This window comes from Enterococcus malodoratus ATCC 43197, assembly GCF_000407185.1.
Taxonomy (GTDB): domain Bacteria; phylum Bacillota; class Bacilli; order Lactobacillales; family Enterococcaceae; genus Enterococcus_A; species Enterococcus_A malodoratus.
Genome location: NZ_KE136483.1, coordinates 595,114 through 613,510 on the forward strand (window position 1 = coordinate 595,114; position 18,397 = coordinate 613,510).

Genomic DNA, 18,397 nt, shown 5'->3' on the forward strand with positions numbered 1-18,397 from the left:
TTATTCTTATTTTAGTAAGTGAAATGATTAAATGTTAATTTAAAGCCTATTGCTATCCATTAAAGGCTAAAAAATCTAATGGAAGGTTCTGTGGGGTAATACTTGTTTATAAGCTAGAAACCTTGACGTATAGGTTTCTAGCTTTTTTCATATTCTTCGACTTTTTACTCTTTTACTGTATTCCTTTTGATCAACCTCTCTGATGCAGTGTTCCAAGATTTTAATTATTTAAAATAAGTCGACAAATGAAGCAGGATATTTTTGTTATGCTTTTTAAATAATCATTTGAGGGGGCGTTTCCATGAGAACTGGAAAAGTGATATCGATAGGTATACTATCTATGATGTTATTAGGGGTGATGGTACCTGTGAAAACTGTGGCTGATCATTCAAGCGAAGTGAGAGAAAGCGTTAAGCTTATTGAAGAAGATGAGTTGGATAGTGACCAATTGATTGACGATGAAGTAAAATTACATGATGGGGCGGATTTAATTAACCAAGCTAGTGAAGACAGTATTGAGAGCGTGGCGCCATATTATGACTTTGTTGATCAGAATACGGGAATCGGATATTCAAGCGGGGGGTATGTGTCTGCTGAGGATAGCGGAATGTCTATGACTTATATGTCTTCTTATAAAATTACGTCCTTTACTCCAGGGAAAGTGACTGATATTAATTTACCAACGTATGCTAATGCTATGGCTTTAGCAGATATTGATGAAATGGTGTTTGCCAATAAAGGGATTACTTCTGTTAGCGGTGGATCACTGATGCGCAGATATAGAAGAGCGATTTTTATGAATAACGAAATTACCTCAGTGCAAATTTTAGGCGCAAATGTTTTAAGAATAGAAAGTGACGCGTTCTCAGGAAATCAAATCAAAAACCTTTCTTTCGGTAAGACATTGGACAGTATAGACATAAATGCTTTTAGAAATCAAAAGTTTTCGAAAGAGTTTTCCCCTAGTGAGACGATCTCTCTGCAATCTTTGTTTAGTGATAATCAGGTCGTTCAAACAGCGATGTCCACAGGTGGAGGAAATTCGGCCATAGCTGTTTCGAATATTTCGAGTAGTCATGTTACCTACAATGCTAGTACTGGGATTTTTACAAGAGGGAGCAGACGGGAGCCATTCACATTTAATTTTGCACTCACTACAATTATTGACGGAAATAGAATTAATTATAGCGGAGTCTACTCTGTAGATTATGATATGGATGAAACGGCGTTTGAAATAAAAAAACACTATATAGAAATTCCTCAGTATACTAATTTGGACCTCTATGAAAACATTTCTTTTGTTACGGACAAGTATGGTAATGTTGTCGATAAGCACGAACATGTCTATCTATCAAGCGATGAGGTAGATACATCCAGACCTGGGAGCTGGGATATCAGATACTATTACGAGAACTTAGTAAGAGATGTAGTAGTCAATGTATTAGCCGTTTACGATCTATCTTTTGAAACAAATGGGGGTAGTGAGATATTGCCTCAACAAGCAGTGGTCAATTCTCATTGGGCCAAACCAGCTCCTCCCACAAAGGCAAATTTTCAGTTTGATGGCTGGTACATCGATAGAGAGTGTACTGAACCTTTTGATTTTAGTCAGCCAGCAACAGAGTCGCGGACTATTTATGCGAAATGGCTTGAAAATTACACCGTGAACATTCCAATGAGGATTTCTTTGAACAGTCAAACTGAAGTTGCGATCAGCGGAATAAATCGTGGGAATGAAGATTTGTCAGTTAGGATCAATAAGAATGAAACGTCAATCTCCGATGATAATCAATTAATTCTAAAACATAAGAGCGACTCTTCAATTGAAAGCCTGAGCCAATTGAGCTGGAATGGATCTACTTCAGACCCTGATTCCCCAGTTTTATTTATTCCTTCAGGTAATGGAGTCGTTCAGGAAGCGGGGGTCATTTCTTTGAAAGAGCCGAAGCAGATCCAGGCTGGGAGTTATGAGGGTAGAATCGTATTTAAGATTAGTTATGAATAGATTGAAAGTATTAGCGAAGTGATTGTTATGTAAAATCCAACCCATTATTTTTAAAGCCAATGACCTATGTCACTGGCTTTTTTGTGGGCGCCATTTGCTAGCGTTAAGAATTGTCTGATATATCTCATACAAAATATGCTTTTTTTGTGAAGGCGTTTTCTAACTGGGTGATTTAATGATATGATTAACCTAGCATCGTAGAAAAATCCTCAATCTTTATTTGTGTCATCCTGACACCTGTATGCACCAAAAATCCACAAACTGCAACTCATTTGAACAAATTCGACTGCCTATTTTTGAAAATAATTTAGGAGGTAGAACGATGTTCCAAGATTACAAAGTCGTTATTACTGGTGCGACCTCGGGTATTGGTTTGGCCACGGCTCGACTGTTTATCAACGAAGGTGCGACGGTCATTGGGATCGGACGGAATTTTAGCAAGACGAAGGATCTAGGCGATCGGTTTATTCCTCGGACCTGTGATGTGCGGGATGCCGATGAGATCGTGAAGACCTGTGAATTTATCAAAGAAACCTTTGACAATGAGCTGGATGTGTTTGTAAACAATGCAGGTTTTGGTGAAAATACCACGATTCGAGATGTGACCGTTGATCAATTTGATCGTAGTTTCAATCTTTTGCTGCGGGCACCGATGCTTTTTGCCAAAGAATTGTATCCTCTTTTAGTAAACGCTCCGAAAAACAACGCAAGTATCATCAACACCGCTTCTGCAGCCAGTCGAACTGTCAGCTCTGAAAATCCTCTTTATAATTTAGCGAAGAACGCCGTGGTGCTGTATACCAAGCAGCAAGCTATGGGGTTTATTGGTGTGCGCCGCAATAGTGTGTCGCCGGGCTTTATCCAGACACCGATTTTCCAGCGCGAAGGTGTCAATATGGAAGAAGCTGATGTGTCGGCGATGTATGACCGGATGGCGAAGGTCACTTGCGGGCGAACAGGAAAGCCGGAAGAAGTAGCGGATTTGATCGCGTTTCTAGCCTCGACGGATGCACAGTATATCAACGGCGCCGATGTGTTGATCGATGGCGGCTTGATGACGGTCAGTAACTAACAAGGAGGAATCGAGATGTTAAAAGATTATATCGTATTGATTACTGGCGCGACTTCTGGCATCGGTTTGGCAACGACAAAGGAGTTTTTGGATCAGGGCGCGACGGTGATCGGGATCGGGCGGAATTTTAGTCGGACGAAGGATTTAGGTGAGAACTTTTTACCCTTCAAATGTGATGTGACGGATGAGGAACAGATCAAAGCCGCGGTGGTTTTTGCGCAGGAGAAATTTGGCAGACTGGACAGTCTGATATGTAATGCGGGTTCCGCGATCGTTGGAACAGTGGAAAAATGTTGATGCTGACGAATTTGAACGAGCGTTTCAGCTCTATGTATTGCATGCGGCGATGTTTACCAAATATTGTGTGCCGCTTTTGCGCAAGTCAAAGAATCCGAGTATCACTCATACAGCATCGGTGGCTTCGTTCATGATTGGCGATTCGATTCCTTACAATGTATTGAAAGCGGCGTTGCTGAATTATACGCGACAAAGTGCGGCGGCACTCTTAAATAATAACCCAGCGGATATGTTTGGCCGGCCAAAAGCAGTGACGGAAATCGATGAAGGCGACAACACGTTTATTCGGGTAAATGCTGTCTGTCCGGGCTTGATCCGCACGAATTTGATGCCGGATCAAGCATGGGAAATGCTAGGAACGGAAGCAGCATTGAAGGCGATCCCTAGTCGCCGAATCGGTGAGGATTGGGAGCCGGCAAAATTATTTGCCTTTCTAGCTTCGGCAAAAGCCAGCTTCATTACTGGTGCGACGATCGCAATCGATGGCGGCTGGTATACGACACACGCGAGAGTTTAATCGAAAGGGAGGAATCGAAATGCAAGAAAAGTATGCACCATTATTTGAACCGATCGAGTTGAAGCACGGTGGACGTTTGAGAAATCGTTTCGGCATGTGTCCGATGGTGGTATTTGCGGCTGATCCGGCAACGGGAAATCCGACAGAGGAAGACATCAAGTATTTTGAACGCCGCAGCAAGTTTGCGGATTTACTTTTAACCGGAGCAATCACGGTTCAAGAAAATATCCAAGGTCACCCGAAACAATTGGCGCTTTACAATGATGACGCGATCGAAGCTTATAGCAAGTTGGCCGCGGCAATGAAGAGCAACGGCAGTAAAGCGATCGGTCAGATTCAGCATCCCGGTCGTGAAGGTGCCTATGGCTGTTATGTGACGGGGAAAGCTTATGCGCCGAGTGCGATCGAGTTTCCGTTTTTACAATACAAGGTGACGGAATTGACCGAAGATGAAGTCTGGCAAGTCGTGAAGGATTTCGGTTTGGCGGCGCAGCGTCTGTTGAAAGCTGGCTTTGATGGTGTCGAGATTCATGGTGCGAATCATTATCTGATCCAGCAATTCTTCTCCAGCTATTCGAATCAGCGCGAGGATTATTGGGGTGGATCGTTTGAGAAGCGCATGAATTTTGCAATCGAGGTGACGAAGGAAGTATTGAAAGCCGCGCGGGCGGAAAATCCCGATGCGATCGTGGGTTATCGGATCTCTCCAGAAGAAATTCATGGCGAAATGGTTGGTTACGACTTGGATGATTCGTTGAAGCTGATCGATAAGCTATTAGAACAAGACCTGGATTTCCTTGATCTTTCTTCAGCAGCCGGCGGTAATTTTGGCAAAGACGCCTATAAAGCGATGCCGCAAAAGGGTGACTACACAGAACCAGCCAGCTTAGTGATTAAAAATTTTGTCGCTGTCAGAGTTCCAGTAGTCGTTTCAGGAACGATCCGCTCCGCCAATGAAGCACTAGATGCGCTGAAATATGGCGATGTTGCTTCAATGGGTGTGGCGGCATTGTCCGATCCGGATTTTAAAGAAAAAATCTTGGCGGACAAAGAGGATACGATCCATATGAATGTCAAAGGTCATACCGATGATCTTGAGCTGCCGTCAGGCCTGGTCGAAGTTTACACGGCTGGGATCGGGCTGCCGCAGGTCGAAGGATTGGTTGAAAAATAATAGATATTTGCTCGAAACGCTGATCGTCCGGCGTTTCGAGTTTTTTTATGAATTGGTTATCTACTTATGGATTCCGTGAGTAGATTTTTTGCGGCATATTATCTCGGGGAAAATTATCTATGAAACGACTAATGATGCTTATTTATAGATGCCGCGCAGCAATGAACGTCTCAAATTCATTTTGAATAAAATTTGTAAAGTAATTTTTTATTCAAAATGTTTGAGAACTCTTTATTGAAGAATCAATAAATGATATAATAAACCACGTTGTCGAATAACTAAAATACATTATTTATTATAAAAATGTTAATTTAGTTGAGAAAATATACAAAAAATAGTTTTCAGAGTGTTTGAAACGCTTATTAAGTGGATTAAGGAGGCGAATGAACTTATTTTTAGGGGTTTGGGAGAAAAAATATAAGGAGAAGCATTCATTCTGAATGCGTGGTGAAAAATGATTTCAGAAAAACAAAAACTAGCGATTGTTTCCTTGTCCGTTTTATTGGTCGGTGAAGTTATTGCGGTGATAAGTATCGGTCTGATTTATTTTAATCGAGAATTCTTCGGGAGTCACCTCGATATCATCCGAACATTTGTCAATGCATCGACGGCTTTCTTTGGCTGCTTCTTTTCATTTTTAGCAGCGCTTTTGATGTTTCAATTTTTGAAATATCGTGAGAAGCAGAAGGAAGTTCATAAAACAGCACGCCTATTCACTAAGTTGAAGAAGGAATACGAAAACAATTATTCGGTTCTAATCGATTTAGGCGGAGAGATCGCAAACGGCTCGACTGAGCTGGCAAGGTTATTGAAAGAAAATCAAAAAGTGCGGGATCTATTTGTTTTAGCGGTATATCGGTTGGATTTCATCATGTATGACACCTATTATAATGATACCGATTGGCAGATTATTCGTGATGTTGACAGCTACAGTGAGAGCTATTTGGAACTGTTTGAACAAAGTCATCAAGTCGAATACCTGTGTCAGGCGATTGTCGAGAATAAAATCAACTCTGAAGAAAGCTTGAAACAGCTCTTAGTGTTGATCACAGAGAAGATTGGTACGATGCAGCAGCACCAATTGGACATTGAGTTAAGAGAAAGACCGATCGAAACAGACAGCGAGTGCGAGTACGAAACTGAACCCGCTGGTGTTAAGATGGTGCAAGAATAATGTGAACTCAGAGACCTTAAAAAGGTCTCTTTTTTTTGTTGCACTAAAACGGTATTGCTGGAATTGTACAAGAGATCAATTGGTAAAACCGCTTAGGACACTCAGCTTACCGGAAAGGAAAAAAGGCTACTTTCTCAGTGGAAAATGACTTACTATAAGGATACAGATGGAGGCGGGGCAGATGTTTAAAGGGTTGAAGATTCAAATGGAGATCGGGAAAAAGTGGACGGAGCCAGAGGTTCGGATTCGGGCGGCGGAAGAAATGTTGGGCGACCAAATCGCCAGTCGGCTGGAAGACGATCGAGAGGATCAATTAGTCATTAAGCTGAAGGATGAGTTTATCCTATTAAAAAAATCAGAAATTATTTATTTAGAAGTATTCAATAAAATCGTAACGCTCTACACTGCTAATCAACAGTATTCTTTCCGCAAATCATTGGTCGCGTTAAAAGAAGAGCTTTCCGACGAAGCTTTTTTACAGGTTTCAAAATCGGCACTAGTGAATACCAAGGAAATTCAAAGGCTGGAGGTCGCCTTTTCCGGCAGCTTATATGCTTACTTGAAAAATGGCCAGAAGATCACGGTCTCTCGCCGATTTGTCGACCAGTTGAAACGTCATTTAGGCATGGTCGGATAGGAAAATCGTGGAAAGTTTTTCGTTAGAATGATTAAAGGAGGAATTGAAATGAAAAAAGTAATTAAGCGTTTAGGACAAGCGATCGGGATCGGCAGTACGATCTGTATGTTGTTTGCCTTTATCTTTGCGGACAACGATGTAAGAAAAATCGTGGCGAGCTTTGTATTGCTATCGGTAGTAATTGGTTTATTAGGAATGGTTTATAGCGTAAAACGTTTGCCGATGTTGGCGCAAACGCTGATCCATATGGGCGGCAGTTTTATCGCCTTTTTGATCACGGCGGGAGTGAATGATTGGTTTCCCTTCAAATGGCAGGTGATCGTGTCCGCCTCTCTGTCATTTTTCTTGATCTTCTTTGCCATTTGGATCTTTTATTACTTAAAGTACAAACGAGACATTCAGCAGATCAATCAAAAACTGCGCTAGAATAGGTTTATTGGGAAGTCAGTGATTTAGATTGCTGGCTTTTTTTTGTAGGTGTGAGTATTTTTGTGTTGACAAGTTTACTTGTCAGTCTTATACTGTGTTTGACAATAAAACTTGTCAAAAAGGGAGTGTATGAAAATGGCGAAGGAAAAAAGATTCGATGTAAAGACGATTGAAACAAGCGGATCAGGGATCACGACGGTTGTGACCGACAAACATTCAGGTGTGCAGTATCTATTGGCGATCGTACCGAATATGGGTTCAGGCATGGCAGTATTGGTGGATCAGGATGGCAAACCGATGTTGGCAGATACTGAAAAATAGGACTATTTTTTTTACATACGGTTGACAAGTAAACTTATCAAAATAGAGGAGACAGAGTATGGAACGAAAAGTTTTAATTGAAGCAAAGGACATATCCAAGCAGTTTAAAGGCTATGAGGCAATCAAAAAATTGGATTTTAGTGTTTATGAAGGAGAAATCTTTGGCTTCCTAGGACCATCAGGAGCAGGCAAGACGACTACGATCAAGATATTAACTGGTCAGCTTAAACAAACCTCGGGACAAGCGAGTATTTTGGGGATTCCCGTGGAAAAGGTTGATGAAGATATTTATAAGAAAATTGGAATCGTTTCTGATATGAGCGGTTTTTATGAAAAATTAACGGTGTATCAAAACTTGAAATTTTTTGCGAAGTTATTAGACGTTGATCCAGCGACTATCGATGAACTGTTAAAACGATTCGATTTATATGAGCATCGTCAAAAGCCAGCTGAAAAACTTTCAAAGGGAATGAAACAGCGGCTAGTCCTGATTCGGGCGATTTTGCATAAGCCAAAATTACTCTTTTTAGATGAACCGACGAGCGGATTAGATCCGGTCTCTGCACTTTCGGTTCACAAGATGATGGAAGAACTGCGGGCAGATGGAACATCGATTTTCTTAACAACTCATAATATGGAGGAGGCCGATAAATTGTGTGATCGTGTGGCCTTACTGAATGAGGGACAGATCGCTGAACTAGATACACCAGAAAATTTACGGCTTAAATTTAATAAGCAAAAACGGTTCATGATTCAATTGACGGATCACACGGAGGTTGTCTTGGAGCAATCGGTTGATTCAGCGAAACTCATCGAAAAATGGGTCGCCGCCGATCAGGTGGAGACGATCCATTCATGTGAACCAACCTTAGAAAAAGTCTTTTTGGAAGCGACAGGGAGGAACTTAGTATGAGCAGCACAGTAAAACGGATCAATGCGATCACCGGGTTAAAATTTCAAACAATAATCAGCAATCTCAGTATGATGAGCAATCCGCTGATCGCTTTGTTTCTAGTAATCGTTTTTCGGAAAGTAATGGCAAATCTGCCGCAGGGCAGTGGTGCGTTTCGGGTGGATGCCTTTTTGCTGGGATTGGGTCTGATCATGAATATCGTCTCTGGCGGTCTGTTGATCAGCAGTACCTCTATCGCCGAAGAGAAGGAGAAGAACACGTTGCGAGTCTTGATGACTTCTTCTGTAAAAAGTAATGAGTATTTGATCGGGTCGCTGATTCCTACCTTCAGCATCATTATGATCGTGAATCTCTTGCTGATTCCAGCCAGCGGGATTTCTTATTCGGCGATCCACCTGCCAACATTTCTTTTGATTACAGCTAGTGGGACATTGATCAGTATTATTATCGGCTTTGTCATCGGGATTTTGACGAAGGATCAGACGCAATCGGGTGTGATTTGTACACCGATCCTTTTAGTTTTCACCATGCTGCCGCAGCTCAGATTTTTCAGCTCTACAATTGAGAAGGTCTCAAGTTATACTTATTCTGGTGTGATCGCGAGTTATGTAGATGGTATTTTCAGCAAAGAAGGCTATGCGCTAAATAGCCACGATTTAGTGACTGTTGCGATTTGGTTCATTTTAGGAATCGTGATTTTTATCTTAGCGCTACAAAAAGCGCGGCATGGAATCTGATTAATGGCTTGTCGGCTAAAGCTGTCCATTCTGCGGAAAGTTCGCTATAATAGTGAATTAGAAAGTGGGGGTCACCTGTGAAAAAAGAAGAGATACTGGCTAAAAGCCGAGAAGAAAATCGAAAAAATGATCCTTACCAAGCGGAGATTCAACGACGCTCCAGTTCTTTCAGCGGTGTGGTGGTGGTTTTATTATCGACCATCTTGTTCGTGATTCAACTGGTCATGGATAAGGGATTCAATTTCGGTCTTTACGCAGTGGCTTTTGCTTATGGAACAACGGATTTCCTCGTTAGGTATTTTTACATGAGACGACGCAGAGAACTGGTTTTTGGTTTGATCTACTTAGTGATTACGATCGTCCTGATCGTCTTGCACATCACTCAGCTGGTCTCCGGAACCAAAGTAGTCTAGGTGAGCCGTATGTCTGAAGAAAAATTAGTTTTAAAAAATCGTTTAAAAGAAACGCGAAAAAGTAAGCAGCTTTCTCAAGCAGCATTAGCCAAGCTGGTAGGTGTCTCGCGAACGACAATCAGTTCGATCGAGACCGGACAATTTAGCCCAACAGCCAAATTGGCGTTGATTTTATGTATTGCTTTGGATGTAAAGTTTGAAGACCTGTTCTATTTCTAATAGCCAATTATTTAGCCAGCGGCTTGTACCGCTGGCTTTTTTCTTGATTGCCAGACTGAAATCAGCTCTTAAAACCAATATTTTAGTAAAATATCTAAAAAAACGGAAAAGTGAAACAGTGAGCAATCGTATATAATATAAGTAAGGGGAGATTGGTTTTTATATAGCATTGGAAACAGTCACTAAAACCATTTTCTTGTTGCCGAGTTGAACCATTGATAGGTAGTCCCGCGTTCATCTGGAAAGAGATGAAAACCATGAAGTCATAATCCAGTACACTAATCCGGATCATTGACTTGCTTGGTTTTGCCAATGCATAAATCTTTGGCCGTTAACAATGATCTCTTAAGTCTTAATCGGTAGTGTAGGAGTCCTTTTTGCAAGAGAGCAGCATCAATGGAACAGCTGGAGACCTAATTACAGGAAGGTTTCGGGCTGTTCTTTTTATTAAAACGATCATTTTCCTTCAACCTTTGACGCGGCGGGGACAAACCCTTTATTATGATAATAGGGTTTGTTAAAAATGAAAGGGTATTCTATGTGCGGACATAGAGAATGGGGGTTAAGTTATGGAAACAGATAAACAGGGTAAAAAGGCTAAGGAGTACCAAGAATTCGATGCACTTTGTCGAGAGATGCGGGAAAAAAAGTATCATAAGCGGGACCATACATTTACCGCTAAAGAAGCGGGGACGCAGGGAATGCTGCTGCCGCTGCCATTTATTGTATTAGTGGTGTTCGGCTATTATTGGCGCTGGGGAGCGGATGCTTCACCACTATGGGAAATCAATTTTCCGCTGTTTTCTTTTCTTTTTGTGGCGTCACTCCCAATTCATGAAGTGATTCATGGATTGGCTTGGGCGAATTATGCAAAAAGCAAACTGAAAAGCATCAGCTTCGGCTTTAATGTCAAAGAGCTGATGCCGTATTGTCACTGTAAAGAAGCGTTGGAAGCAAAGGCTTATAAGATTGGTGTATTAGCACCGGTAGTGATACTCGGGGGCGGGTATTTTTTCCTAGCGCTGCTATATCCAAACACAGAGCTGATTCTGCTTTCGGCCTTTAACATCTTCATGGCGGCGGGTGATTTACTGATCTTTTGGGGAGCCCGTTCGGTACGCACGGGAGTCGTGATCGATCATCCTGAATTGCCAGGATTCGTGGTCTTTACGAAATAAAAATAAAAAAATCAACGGGATTTCTTCGATAGAAATCCCGTTTTTTTAACTTCGTAGACAAAAGAATAGGCCAATATATAAATTCTCTAAAAAGTATATTTTTGGGAATAGGGAATAACTGATATCAGATTTTTATCATTCTGTTTTAAAAAAAAGTGCCGATCTAAGGAGTAGTTGTGCAAACATACTAATCCAAAAGAAAGTTGTAAAAATTGGATTAGTATTTGGTATAAGCTCAATTATTAGCATAACTAGACTAAAAATACTTAACAGATTGCAGAAACGTTTAATTTTTTTTATATTCATTTTCTGTCCTACTCTCTATTTTTTTCGAAAGTTCAGAGTGTACAATTGTTTACCTAATATAATTGTAAAACGAATACCCATATGAATAAACCCGAAGATTTTTTGGATTGTAAAAAATCTGATAATTGATTTTGATGTTGACTAGTTTTTCCAGTAAAAAAAAAGATCAGAAAGAGATGCCTTTCGAGCAATTCTTTCTGATCTTTTTTGAATATTCTTATCTTTTCAAGTACATACCTAAGCTTTCCGGTGCCGTTTCAACAAAACCAAACTGCTTATAAAGGTTATCTGCCGGGCAATCCGCGATTAGATTAACGTAAGCCTGCGGATCGATCTCGTTGTGAATATGGGTCATCAATAATTCCATGATCTTTTTTGCCAGACCGTTTCCTTGTTTTGACGGATGGACGGCAATATCGACAATCTGATAAGCGGTACCGCCATCGCCGATGATTCGTCCCATCCCAATCAGCTTCTGATTCTTGCTTTGTCTAATGATCACCGAGTAGATACTGTTGCTTAACCCTATTTTACTAGCCTCTTTGCCTCGGGGAGACAAGCCGCAATCCTTGCGCAACGCCAAGTATTCTTCTATTTCAGGAATATCGATTCGAATGACATAGTTTTCCATTGCAGTTCTCCTTAACAAAAGTGTGTAATCACAGTATAGGGTCATTCTACGCTACTTATCTAAGAAAACAAAAGGTAAGGTACGTGAAAGGACAATGATGGACTTTTTACTTTTTTTTAAAAGAAAACAAGAAAAATAAATTATTTTAATGGAAGATTCCTTTAGTACTGATGCTTCCCATTTGTGAAAATCAATTTAAGGAAAAAAGCTGTTTGACAGGACCCAAATTTTAGGATTATAGTCAGGGCGTGATCACAGACCGACTGAAAAATAAAAACGAAAGGAGCCAACAGCATGTCAGAAATTTTATTCACTCCCAATCAATTATTTACGCTAAAACGTACTACCCTTGAAAAACGAACGATGAAGTATTACAAAGAGACCCACGATGAAGCACAGACAGTCAAAATTATGATAGCGCTTCAGGTGAGAGATGAGCTGACCGAATCCGATTTTTCATTCTTCATGCAGGATCTTGTCCGTCATCTATTTATGAAAACCAAAATAACTCGGGCACTACGTCGTTATTACGTCTATTTCAAAGACTATTTTGAAAAGAAGGAATGGAAGTTCCTTACGCTACGACTATTTCCCATCAAAACCTATATCGCTGAAAAGCTTGAGCAATTATATACGAAATTCATCAAAGAACCCTTAGAAGGGCTGGTCGGATCTTGACGATGAGTGACAAAAAAAGGGGCGACTGAAAGCAATAAAAAAAGGAAGCAAATAGGATTCACTTCCGAAATAGCAATCATTCATCTTTTTTATAATGGCTTAGACGTCCGCCATCATCCCAAGCGCCATAAAGCTTATTGGCTTTGGTATTGAGCAGCAATTTTTCCAATCGTCGTTCAAAGAGTTCCCCATCCGCACCATAGCGCTGGATATTGTCGATTCTAATTCGCTGGTAAAGCTCAGGAAAGTCCGCAAATTTTTTCTGGATTTCCGGATCGGATGCGAGTTCGTTCAGAATCCGAGCATCAATCACAAAACTTTCAGGTGATAGGTCCGGCAAGGTGGCATGTCCCAATTCAGTCATTAAATCCAAATAGATCAGGCGGCGTGCACGCTCCTTATTCAACTCGGTCCATTGACTCTTTTTTGATCTGGGCGATAGACGCTGTGCGACCTCCGTTTCAGAAAGCTTCTTTTTGGTGCTGTCGATCCAGCCAAAACAAAGGGCTTCTTCAACGATGTCTAAATAGGTCAGATTTGACTGGTCGCGATCGATTACGACCCAGCAATCTTTTGTAGTTGCAGCATTTTCAGCCAGCCATGCTCGTAAAGCTTGGCGATCTTGCGGCTTGAATAAGTTGTTCATCTCCAAAGGATTCACCTAGTTTCTGTCTGATTTTCTTTCAAAGAGCGGATGCGTTCACCCACGGCGGGAATTTGGTTACTGACGATCTCCCATGTTTGCCCATTGTATTTTTCATAGGCCGAAAAAACGAAGGGCAGCCCATTTGCTGATTCGATTATAGCAGAATCCATCAGCTGGAAATGCAGATGAGGCTCAGTCGAGTTGCCTGAATGCCCGACATTGCCAAGGTAGGTTCCCTGCGAAATATGTTCGCCTTCGTTAACTGCTAAAGAATCCTTTTGCAGATGAGCAAAAGCTGCGTAAAGACCCGAGGCTTGTTTGATGACGACATAATTTCCGGCGATCGCCTCAAAGCCATCTCGTTCCTGATCGAAAAAAAGCGAATGCCGAATCGCGGATGTCTGATCGTGAACCCAAGAAGCCTTCTCACCATCAGAAGTATTGTTTTTCACCGTCACCACCTCGCCGGCAAAGGGCGCATAAACGGGTTGACCAAAACAATAATATTTTTCCAATGGAATTCCGCCAAAGAGATAATCAACCGAACGTTCCGTATGGGAGGCTTCGTTTTGATCTTTTTGAATAAAATCAAACGCATAGCGCAACCCAAAGCGATCGGTACCATGACTCGGAACTCGATCGGCAGGGCTTGTTTCCGTATACCATTCACCGCGTAGAGGAAATGCGATCGTCGTTGCTGCTTTTTCCATCACAGAACCTTCTTTCTGTTGTGGCTTATTTTCGTGTACATTTGTCGAAATAACAATCAATAGAAGCAGGAGACCACCAACTAAAATCAGAACTCTTTTCATACTGGTTCCCCCAATTATTCACCATAAAAAACCATCTGAAGATCCACGAGATACTGGGATAATCTATCGCTGATCGCTTGATAGTCGATCTGTTCATAATCCGTATGCTTCAATTCTTCCAAAATTTCATTCGTAAAACCGATATTTCCCCAAAGAATCAATTGTTTGCATCGTTCAACATTGAGTCCTGTACGAAACTTTGTAGAATCGATTGATCGAAATAGGTCCTCCGCACAAACTGATTGCTCTTGTGCAGCCATTTCCGCTAGTTTTTGATTGATCGTTTCCGATTTTGTTGCGAACGACAAGTTAGTAAAATCAAAAATCCAGGGATTCCTTTTCATCAATTCGATTTGTAAGGAATATGATTGCAGCAGCCGTTTAAATAGATCTTTTTCTTGCAAATCCATTTTATTCAAGTAGTTTCTATCAATCGTTTTTCTGCAATAGTTCAGTAAGAATAAAAACAAATCCTCTTTGCTTTTGACGTAGTGAAACATCAACGCCTTCGATATTTCCGCCGCCTTAGCGATTCGATTCGTTGAAGCTTCATCGTATCCTCGCGAAGAAAATTCCTGCAACGCCGCATTAATGATTCTTTGGATTTTCGGGTCATTCGTATTGATTTCAGACAACGTCATCACTCCTTTACCTATTAGGTCAATAAAATTGTAACAGAATTTACCTGATAGGTCAATGAAACGCAAAAAAAGATAGCCGCCAGCAAATTTTACTAGCAACTATCTTTTAGGATTTTTTGATTTAGACCGACTTCATCGCAGACACGATCCAAGTTACACCATATTTATCCTCCACACAACCGCTAATACCGCTATCATCCGGTGGAGGATTTGTAGCCAGTTCACCTATGATATTTCCGTCAACGGCTAGTTCCGAAAATATTTTTCTGGCCAAGTCTTCCTTTGGCATATGAGCTTGGATTAAAATATTCCCACTTTTTGGAACTGTTTCTAGACTATCAGCGCCGCTCATTCCGCCCAAATTAGGCAAAACTATTTGAGCATGCATAACTTTGTCTTTCAGCTCATCACTCATGGGCATCGCTGGATTTTCAGGGATGTCACCATACTTCGCCAAGTGCTGGATCTCACCGCCAAAAATTTGAGCATACCACAAAAATGCTTCTTGGCAATCTCCGTTGAATCTAATATAAGGCATCAACATATCATCAAACCACCTTTTCTGATTTCGTTTCTACACTTGAAAAGTATACACTCACAGTTTATAGGGGTCATTGTAAAAAAGGGACATTTTAGCCAAATATTCCTTCGGTGTGATGCCATAGATGGTTGTAAAGTCATGGACAAAATGGGCATAGTCGTGGTGTCCAGTTTGTTCAAAAAGCTGACCAGCCGGATAATTGGCCTTCAATAAATCAGCGGCGTTTTTCATGCGAATGATCCGAGAACAAGTTTTAATTTTGGTTCCAGCATATTTCATGAACAAACGATTCAGATGTTTTTCGCTGTAGTAGGTCTCAGTAGCCAAGTCCTTCACGCGAATAGCGCCGTTTGCCGCAAGCAGTTTTTCAAAGGCCAAGGAAAAGGTCGAATTGATTTCATTTTCCGATAAATGCGTCAAAAAGATTACATCCAATTTACCAGCCAAATCAGGAATGTCTGCCGCAGTGTAGTAGGCCTCGGCGATTTCTGTATATAGCGCTTGATTTAAGTCGGCAAGTAAGAACCCTTCATTCATCAAATGGTTTTGATCAATCCTGATAAAGGGAAAGAGTCCGGCAGCGTGAAATTCTACCAGAAACATAAAATCAAATTGCCGCGCATAATCCGCGATCATTGCAGGTCGAGTATTGACACCTCGCAATCCTGCAGTGAACTGACCGTTTTGAAACGTGCAAACCAAGGTCGAGCTGATAGTTGGCAGGATCGTTTGCTGATCGGGCATGGTGCTAGGATTGGTAAACATATAAGTCGCGATATAAGGGCGCAGCAACTGATGCGGAGCAACAATAATGCTATTCTCATCAATCTTAGGCAGTGAGCTTTGATAAATACTTTCTTTGTTTAGCATGGGAATCTCCCTTCTGACAACAACTGACTACTAAAAGCCTTCTTTCACACTTCTAATCCATTTCTCAATTGCTTCGACTAAGAGATATTGCTGCTGCATGACAGCTTTCCCAGTTTCTGGAATTTCAGGCAGGTCCTGTTTGGCTTCAATATTTTCTTCCAGCTGAGCCTTCATCTTTTTAACGTTGGCTTCGATGATACTGATACAAGCTTTTTGATCAGCAGGAGGCAGGCTGTCGAGATTGACAATGACTGCATTGAAATCGAGGAAGATATTGATTGGACGCGCGGCGATGCCCAGCATTAATTTTTCGAATTCTGTTTTACCTTTTTTTGTCAGTGAATAGATAGCTTTTTCAGGCATGTTGCCTTCTTTTTTTAATGTACTTTTTACGTAGCCTTGTTTTTCTAATTGGATCACTTTCTTGTAGATGGAGGGTGTACTGATTTTTACCCATTGAGAGATGTTGCGGTACTCAACTAGTTTTTGGATATCGTATGCACTCAGGGATTCCTTTTTTAGAATACCTAAGACAATCAAGTCAATCGTTCGCATAGGAATAGCCTTCTTTCTATCATGTTTGACATGTACTCTAAATTAGAGTAGTATCGTGTTCGTTACTATAATTTATAGTATATGTTTTTTGCCGTCATGTCAAGGCTGTTGGGCCGGTCGAACCTTTCGAGTGCAGCTCATTTTTCTTCATTATGCAAAATTGAGACAAGAAATGAGGTTGGATGGTTCCGCAGTTTAAGGAAGAGTGAAAAAGAAGGAGTGGAAGGTATGAAAGAACAAAGTGGAAAAATGGTTTTACTTGGGTCTGCACCGATTGCTAAAGCCTTGTTAGCGATGGGGGTTCCGACGATGATCGGAATGATGATCAATGCCCTTTACAATTTGGTGGATGCCTATTTTGTCGGCGGTTTAGGAACTAGTCAGATGGGCGCGATCTCCGTAGCATTTCCGTTGAGTCAAGTGGTTGTTGGGTTAGGACTTTTATTTGGCAGTGGGGCAGCATCGTATATCTCTCGTTTATTGGGTTTGGGTAAGAAGGAGCAGGCGAATCAAGTGGCTAGTACAGCACTTTATGGCAGTCTATTGGTCGGCGGAGTCGTGATTCTTGGTGTGTTGATTTTTCTTACACCGCTGTTAAAAATGCTGGGAGCAACACCGAGCATTCTGCCATATGCTTTGAGTTATACGAGAATCTATATTTTGGCTTCGATATTTAACGTGTTCAATGTGACGATGAACAGCATCGTAACTAGTGAGGGTGCTGCTAAAACAACGATGCTGGCATTGTTGGCGGGGGCTATCTGCAATATAATTTTGGACCCTATTTTGATCTATACTTTTAATATGGGGGTCGCAGGAGCAGCGCTGGCGACAGCAATTGCACAAGTTTTGTCGACAGGAATTTATTTGCGCTATATAAGCAGTAAGAAAAGTGTTTTTCACTTCCGAATGAAAGACTGTCATTTCTCAAAGGAAATTTTATCGGAGATTTTGAAAATCGGTATTCCTACGTTGGTTTTTCAAGTATTGACCAGCTTATCGATTTCATTGATCAACCTGCAGGCGCGGGGCTATGGGGATTCTGTGATTGCGGGAATGGGTGCCGTGACTCGGGTGACTTCATTGGGCAGCTTGATGGTATTCGGCTTTATTAAAGGATTTCAACCATTGGCAGGTTATAGTTATGGGGCTCGAAAGTTTGAGCGATTACAAGCGGCGATTCGACTTTCAGTTATTTGGTCAACGGTATTTTGCGGACTTTTTGGTCTGCTGCTGGTTCTGTTTCCGACAGAGATCATTTCGCAGTTTACTAGAGGAGATGCAGAGTTGATCCGGACTGGTCAAACTGCTTTGCAAGCCAGTGGTTTGACCTTCACACTTTTCGGCTTTTATACGGTCTATTCTTCACTTTTTCTAGCGTTGGGAAAGGCGAAAGAAGGCTTCTTTCTAGGCGCGTGTCGTCAGGGAGTTTGTTTTGTCCCAGTAGTCTTTCTTCTGCCGATCTTCTGGCCGTTGAAAGGGATTCTGTATGCACAACCGATTGCTGATCTTTTGTCTGTAGCGATCACAGTGCTAATGGCGCTTCGTCTGCAAAAAGAGTTATCGGAAAAGCAGCAGCAAACATTAGCGGTTGTTTCAGAATCTCCAGATTCACTTTAAAGCAAAACGAA

At 41.4% G+C, this 18,397-nt stretch carries 23 protein-coding genes; 16 read left to right on the top strand and 7 right to left on the bottom strand.

The genetic code is table 11. The features are described from left to right. Positions 1-301: 301 nt before the first annotated feature. The 14 genes from I585_RS22770 to I585_RS18335 all read left to right on the top strand — a co-directional run bounded on the left by I585_RS22770 (position 302) and on the right by I585_RS18335 (position 11,086). A complete protein-coding gene (locus tag I585_RS22770; RefSeq protein ID WP_010740552.1) occupies positions 302-2,005 on the top strand; it encodes an InlB B-repeat-containing protein in 1,704 nt (567 codons plus the stop codon). A 322-nt stretch (positions 2,006-2,327) separates the two neighbouring features. After that, positions 2,328-3,077: an SDR family NAD(P)-dependent oxidoreductase gene (locus I585_RS18280; protein WP_010740551.1), complete on the top strand. Its 750-nt coding sequence runs from the start codon at positions 2,328-2,330 to the stop codon at positions 3,075-3,077. A gap of 15 nt (positions 3,078-3,092) precedes the next feature. Further along, entirely contained in the window at positions 3,093-3,374 is a 282-nt protein-coding gene (locus I585_RS23905; protein ID WP_010740550.1) for an SDR family NAD(P)-dependent oxidoreductase, read from the top strand. Further along, complete coding sequence (locus I585_RS18285; protein ID WP_276327152.1) at positions 3,352-3,891, top strand: SDR family NAD(P)-dependent oxidoreductase; 540 nt, start codon at positions 3,352-3,354, stop codon at positions 3,889-3,891. The genes I585_RS23905 and I585_RS18285 overlap by 23 nt, the downstream gene beginning before the upstream one ends. 19 nt (positions 3,892-3,910) lie before the next feature. Next, positions 3,911-5,065 carry an oxidoreductase gene (locus tag I585_RS18290; RefSeq protein ID WP_010740548.1) on the top strand — a complete coding sequence of 385 codons (1,155 nt, stop codon included), beginning with the start codon at positions 3,911-3,913 and terminating at the stop codon, positions 5,063-5,065. A 454-nt stretch (positions 5,066-5,519) separates the two neighbouring features. Next, positions 5,520-6,239: a hypothetical protein gene (locus tag I585_RS18295; RefSeq protein ID WP_010740547.1), complete on the top strand. Its 720-nt coding sequence runs from the start codon at positions 5,520-5,522 to the stop codon at positions 6,237-6,239. 181 nt (positions 6,240-6,420) lie between these two features. After that, the gene (locus I585_RS18300; RefSeq protein WP_010740546.1) at positions 6,421-6,876 is read left to right on the top strand and encodes a LytTR family DNA-binding domain-containing protein; all 456 of its coding nucleotides are present in this window, start codon (positions 6,421-6,423) and stop codon (positions 6,874-6,876) included. A 48-nt stretch (positions 6,877-6,924) separates the two neighbouring features. Further along, on the top strand, positions 6,925-7,302 hold the full coding sequence (locus I585_RS18305; RefSeq protein ID WP_010740545.1) for a DUF3021 domain-containing protein: 378 nt from the start codon (positions 6,925-6,927) through the stop codon (positions 7,300-7,302). A gap of 138 nt (positions 7,303-7,440) precedes the next feature. Next, positions 7,441-7,626 (top strand): DUF6440 family protein, encoded by a 186-nt coding sequence (locus I585_RS18310; protein WP_010740544.1) that lies wholly within the window; start codon positions 7,441-7,443, stop codon positions 7,624-7,626. Between the two features lie 58 nt (positions 7,627-7,684). Further along, on the top strand, positions 7,685-8,539 hold the full coding sequence (locus I585_RS18315) for an ABC transporter ATP-binding protein (protein WP_010740543.1): 855 nt from the start codon (positions 7,685-7,687) through the stop codon (positions 8,537-8,539). Then, positions 8,536-9,276 carry an ABC transporter permease gene (locus I585_RS18320; protein WP_010740542.1) on the top strand — a complete coding sequence of 247 codons (741 nt, stop codon included), beginning with the start codon at positions 8,536-8,538 and terminating at the stop codon, positions 9,274-9,276. The genes I585_RS18315 and I585_RS18320 overlap by 4 nt, the downstream gene beginning before the upstream one ends. 77 nt (positions 9,277-9,353) lie before the next feature. Further along, a complete protein-coding gene (locus tag I585_RS18325; RefSeq protein WP_010740541.1) occupies positions 9,354-9,689 on the top strand; it encodes a DUF6442 family protein in 336 nt (111 codons plus the stop codon). A 9-nt stretch (positions 9,690-9,698) separates the two neighbouring features. Beyond that, positions 9,699-9,908 (top strand): helix-turn-helix transcriptional regulator, encoded by a 210-nt coding sequence (locus I585_RS18330; RefSeq protein ID WP_010740540.1) that lies wholly within the window; start codon positions 9,699-9,701, stop codon positions 9,906-9,908. Between the two features lie 569 nt (positions 9,909-10,477). Next, entirely contained in the window at positions 10,478-11,086 is a 609-nt protein-coding gene (locus tag I585_RS18335; RefSeq protein WP_010740539.1) for a DUF3267 domain-containing protein, read from the top strand. Positions 11,087-11,609: 523 nt separating this feature from the next. Here I585_RS18335 and I585_RS18340 read toward each other — a convergent pair. Beyond that, a complete protein-coding gene (locus I585_RS18340; protein ID WP_010740537.1) occupies positions 11,610-12,023 on the bottom strand; it encodes a GNAT family N-acetyltransferase in 414 nt (137 codons plus the stop codon). 294 nt (positions 12,024-12,317) lie between these two features. Between I585_RS18340 and I585_RS18345 the strand changes: the two genes are divergently transcribed. Continuing rightward, the gene (locus I585_RS18345; protein WP_010740536.1) at positions 12,318-12,701 is read left to right on the top strand and encodes a hypothetical protein; all 384 of its coding nucleotides are present in this window, start codon (positions 12,318-12,320) and stop codon (positions 12,699-12,701) included. 76 nt (positions 12,702-12,777) lie between these two features. Here the strand turns inward: I585_RS18345 and I585_RS18350 are convergent, their stop codons facing one another. The 6 genes from I585_RS18350 to I585_RS18375 all read right to left on the bottom strand — a co-directional run bounded on the left by I585_RS18350 (position 12,778) and on the right by I585_RS18375 (position 16,766). Continuing rightward, positions 12,778-13,347, bottom strand: a complete 570-nt coding sequence (locus I585_RS18350; RefSeq protein ID WP_010740535.1) for a YdeI/OmpD-associated family protein — start codon at positions 13,345-13,347, stop codon at positions 12,778-12,780. A gap of 11 nt (positions 13,348-13,358) precedes the next feature. Beyond that, positions 13,359-14,159 carry a M23 family metallopeptidase gene (locus I585_RS18355; RefSeq protein WP_010740534.1) on the bottom strand — a complete coding sequence of 267 codons (801 nt, stop codon included), beginning with the start codon at positions 14,157-14,159 and terminating at the stop codon, positions 13,359-13,361. 14 nt (positions 14,160-14,173) lie between these two features. Beyond that, positions 14,174-14,794, bottom strand: coding sequence for a TetR/AcrR family transcriptional regulator (locus I585_RS18360; protein ID WP_010740533.1), 621 nt, complete (start codon positions 14,792-14,794; stop codon positions 14,174-14,176). A 127-nt stretch (positions 14,795-14,921) separates the two neighbouring features. Beyond that, positions 14,922-15,338, bottom strand: coding sequence for a VOC family protein (locus I585_RS18365; RefSeq protein ID WP_244266021.1), 417 nt, complete (start codon positions 15,336-15,338; stop codon positions 14,922-14,924). Between the two features lie 57 nt (positions 15,339-15,395). Next, entirely contained in the window at positions 15,396-16,211 is an 816-nt protein-coding gene (locus I585_RS18370; protein ID WP_010740531.1) for a helix-turn-helix domain-containing protein, read from the bottom strand. 30 nt (positions 16,212-16,241) lie between these two features. After that, positions 16,242-16,766 (bottom strand): PadR family transcriptional regulator, encoded by a 525-nt coding sequence (locus I585_RS18375; RefSeq protein ID WP_010740530.1) that lies wholly within the window; start codon positions 16,764-16,766, stop codon positions 16,242-16,244. Between the two features lie 228 nt (positions 16,767-16,994). Here I585_RS18375 and I585_RS18380 point away from each other — a divergent pair, with 228 nt between their 5' ends. After that, complete coding sequence (locus I585_RS18380) at positions 16,995-18,386, top strand: MATE family efflux transporter (protein WP_010740529.1); 1,392 nt, start codon at positions 16,995-16,997, stop codon at positions 18,384-18,386. The last annotated feature ends 11 nt before the right edge of the window (positions 18,387-18,397 follow it).

What these genes read in the sequence shown, in the direction of transcription:
- I585_RS22770 (WP_010740552.1), top strand. Translation starts at nt 302, where the DNA reads ATGAGAACTGGAAAAGTGATATCGATAGGTATACTATCTATGATGTTA.
- I585_RS18280 (WP_010740551.1), top strand. Translation starts at nt 2,328, where the DNA reads ATGTTCCAAGATTACAAAGTCGTTATTACTGGTGCGACCTCGGGTATT.
- I585_RS23905 (WP_010740550.1), top strand. Translation starts at nt 3,093, where the DNA reads ATGTTAAAAGATTATATCGTATTGATTACTGGCGCGACTTCTGGCATC.
- I585_RS18290 (WP_010740548.1), top strand. Translation starts at nt 3,911, where the DNA reads ATGCAAGAAAAGTATGCACCATTATTTGAACCGATCGAGTTGAAGCAC.
- I585_RS18295 (WP_010740547.1), top strand. Translation starts at nt 5,520, where the DNA reads ATGATTTCAGAAAAACAAAAACTAGCGATTGTTTCCTTGTCCGTTTTA.
- I585_RS18300 (WP_010740546.1), top strand. Translation starts at nt 6,421, where the DNA reads ATGTTTAAAGGGTTGAAGATTCAAATGGAGATCGGGAAAAAGTGGACG.
- I585_RS18305 (WP_010740545.1), top strand. Translation starts at nt 6,925, where the DNA reads ATGAAAAAAGTAATTAAGCGTTTAGGACAAGCGATCGGGATCGGCAGT.
- I585_RS18310 (WP_010740544.1), top strand. Translation starts at nt 7,441, where the DNA reads ATGGCGAAGGAAAAAAGATTCGATGTAAAGACGATTGAAACAAGCGGA.
- I585_RS18315 (WP_010740543.1), top strand. Translation starts at nt 7,685, where the DNA reads ATGGAACGAAAAGTTTTAATTGAAGCAAAGGACATATCCAAGCAGTTT.
- I585_RS18320 (WP_010740542.1), top strand. Translation starts at nt 8,536, where the DNA reads ATGAGCAGCACAGTAAAACGGATCAATGCGATCACCGGGTTAAAATTT.
- I585_RS18330 (WP_010740540.1), top strand. Translation starts at nt 9,699, where the DNA reads ATGTCTGAAGAAAAATTAGTTTTAAAAAATCGTTTAAAAGAAACGCGA.
- I585_RS18335 (WP_010740539.1), top strand. Translation starts at nt 10,478, where the DNA reads ATGGAAACAGATAAACAGGGTAAAAAGGCTAAGGAGTACCAAGAATTC.
- I585_RS18340 (WP_010740537.1), bottom strand. Translation starts at nt 12,023, where the DNA reads ATGGAAAACTATGTCATTCGAATCGATATTCCTGAAATAGAAGAATAC.
- I585_RS18345 (WP_010740536.1), top strand. Translation starts at nt 12,318, where the DNA reads ATGTCAGAAATTTTATTCACTCCCAATCAATTATTTACGCTAAAACGT.
- I585_RS18350 (WP_010740535.1), bottom strand. Translation starts at nt 13,347, where the DNA reads ATGAACAACTTATTCAAGCCGCAAGATCGCCAAGCTTTACGAGCATGG.
- I585_RS18355 (WP_010740534.1), bottom strand. Translation starts at nt 14,159, where the DNA reads ATGAAAAGAGTTCTGATTTTAGTTGGTGGTCTCCTGCTTCTATTGATT.
- I585_RS18365 (WP_244266021.1), bottom strand. Translation starts at nt 15,338, where the DNA reads ATGCCTTATATTAGATTCAACGGAGATTGCCAAGAAGCATTTTTGTGG.
- I585_RS18370 (WP_010740531.1), bottom strand. Translation starts at nt 16,211, where the DNA reads ATGCTAAACAAAGAAAGTATTTATCAAAGCTCACTGCCTAAGATTGAT.
- I585_RS18375 (WP_010740530.1), bottom strand. Translation starts at nt 16,766, where the DNA reads ATGCGAACGATTGACTTGATTGTCTTAGGTATTCTAAAAAAGGAATCC.
- I585_RS18380 (WP_010740529.1), top strand. Translation starts at nt 16,995, where the DNA reads ATGAAAGAACAAAGTGGAAAAATGGTTTTACTTGGGTCTGCACCGATT.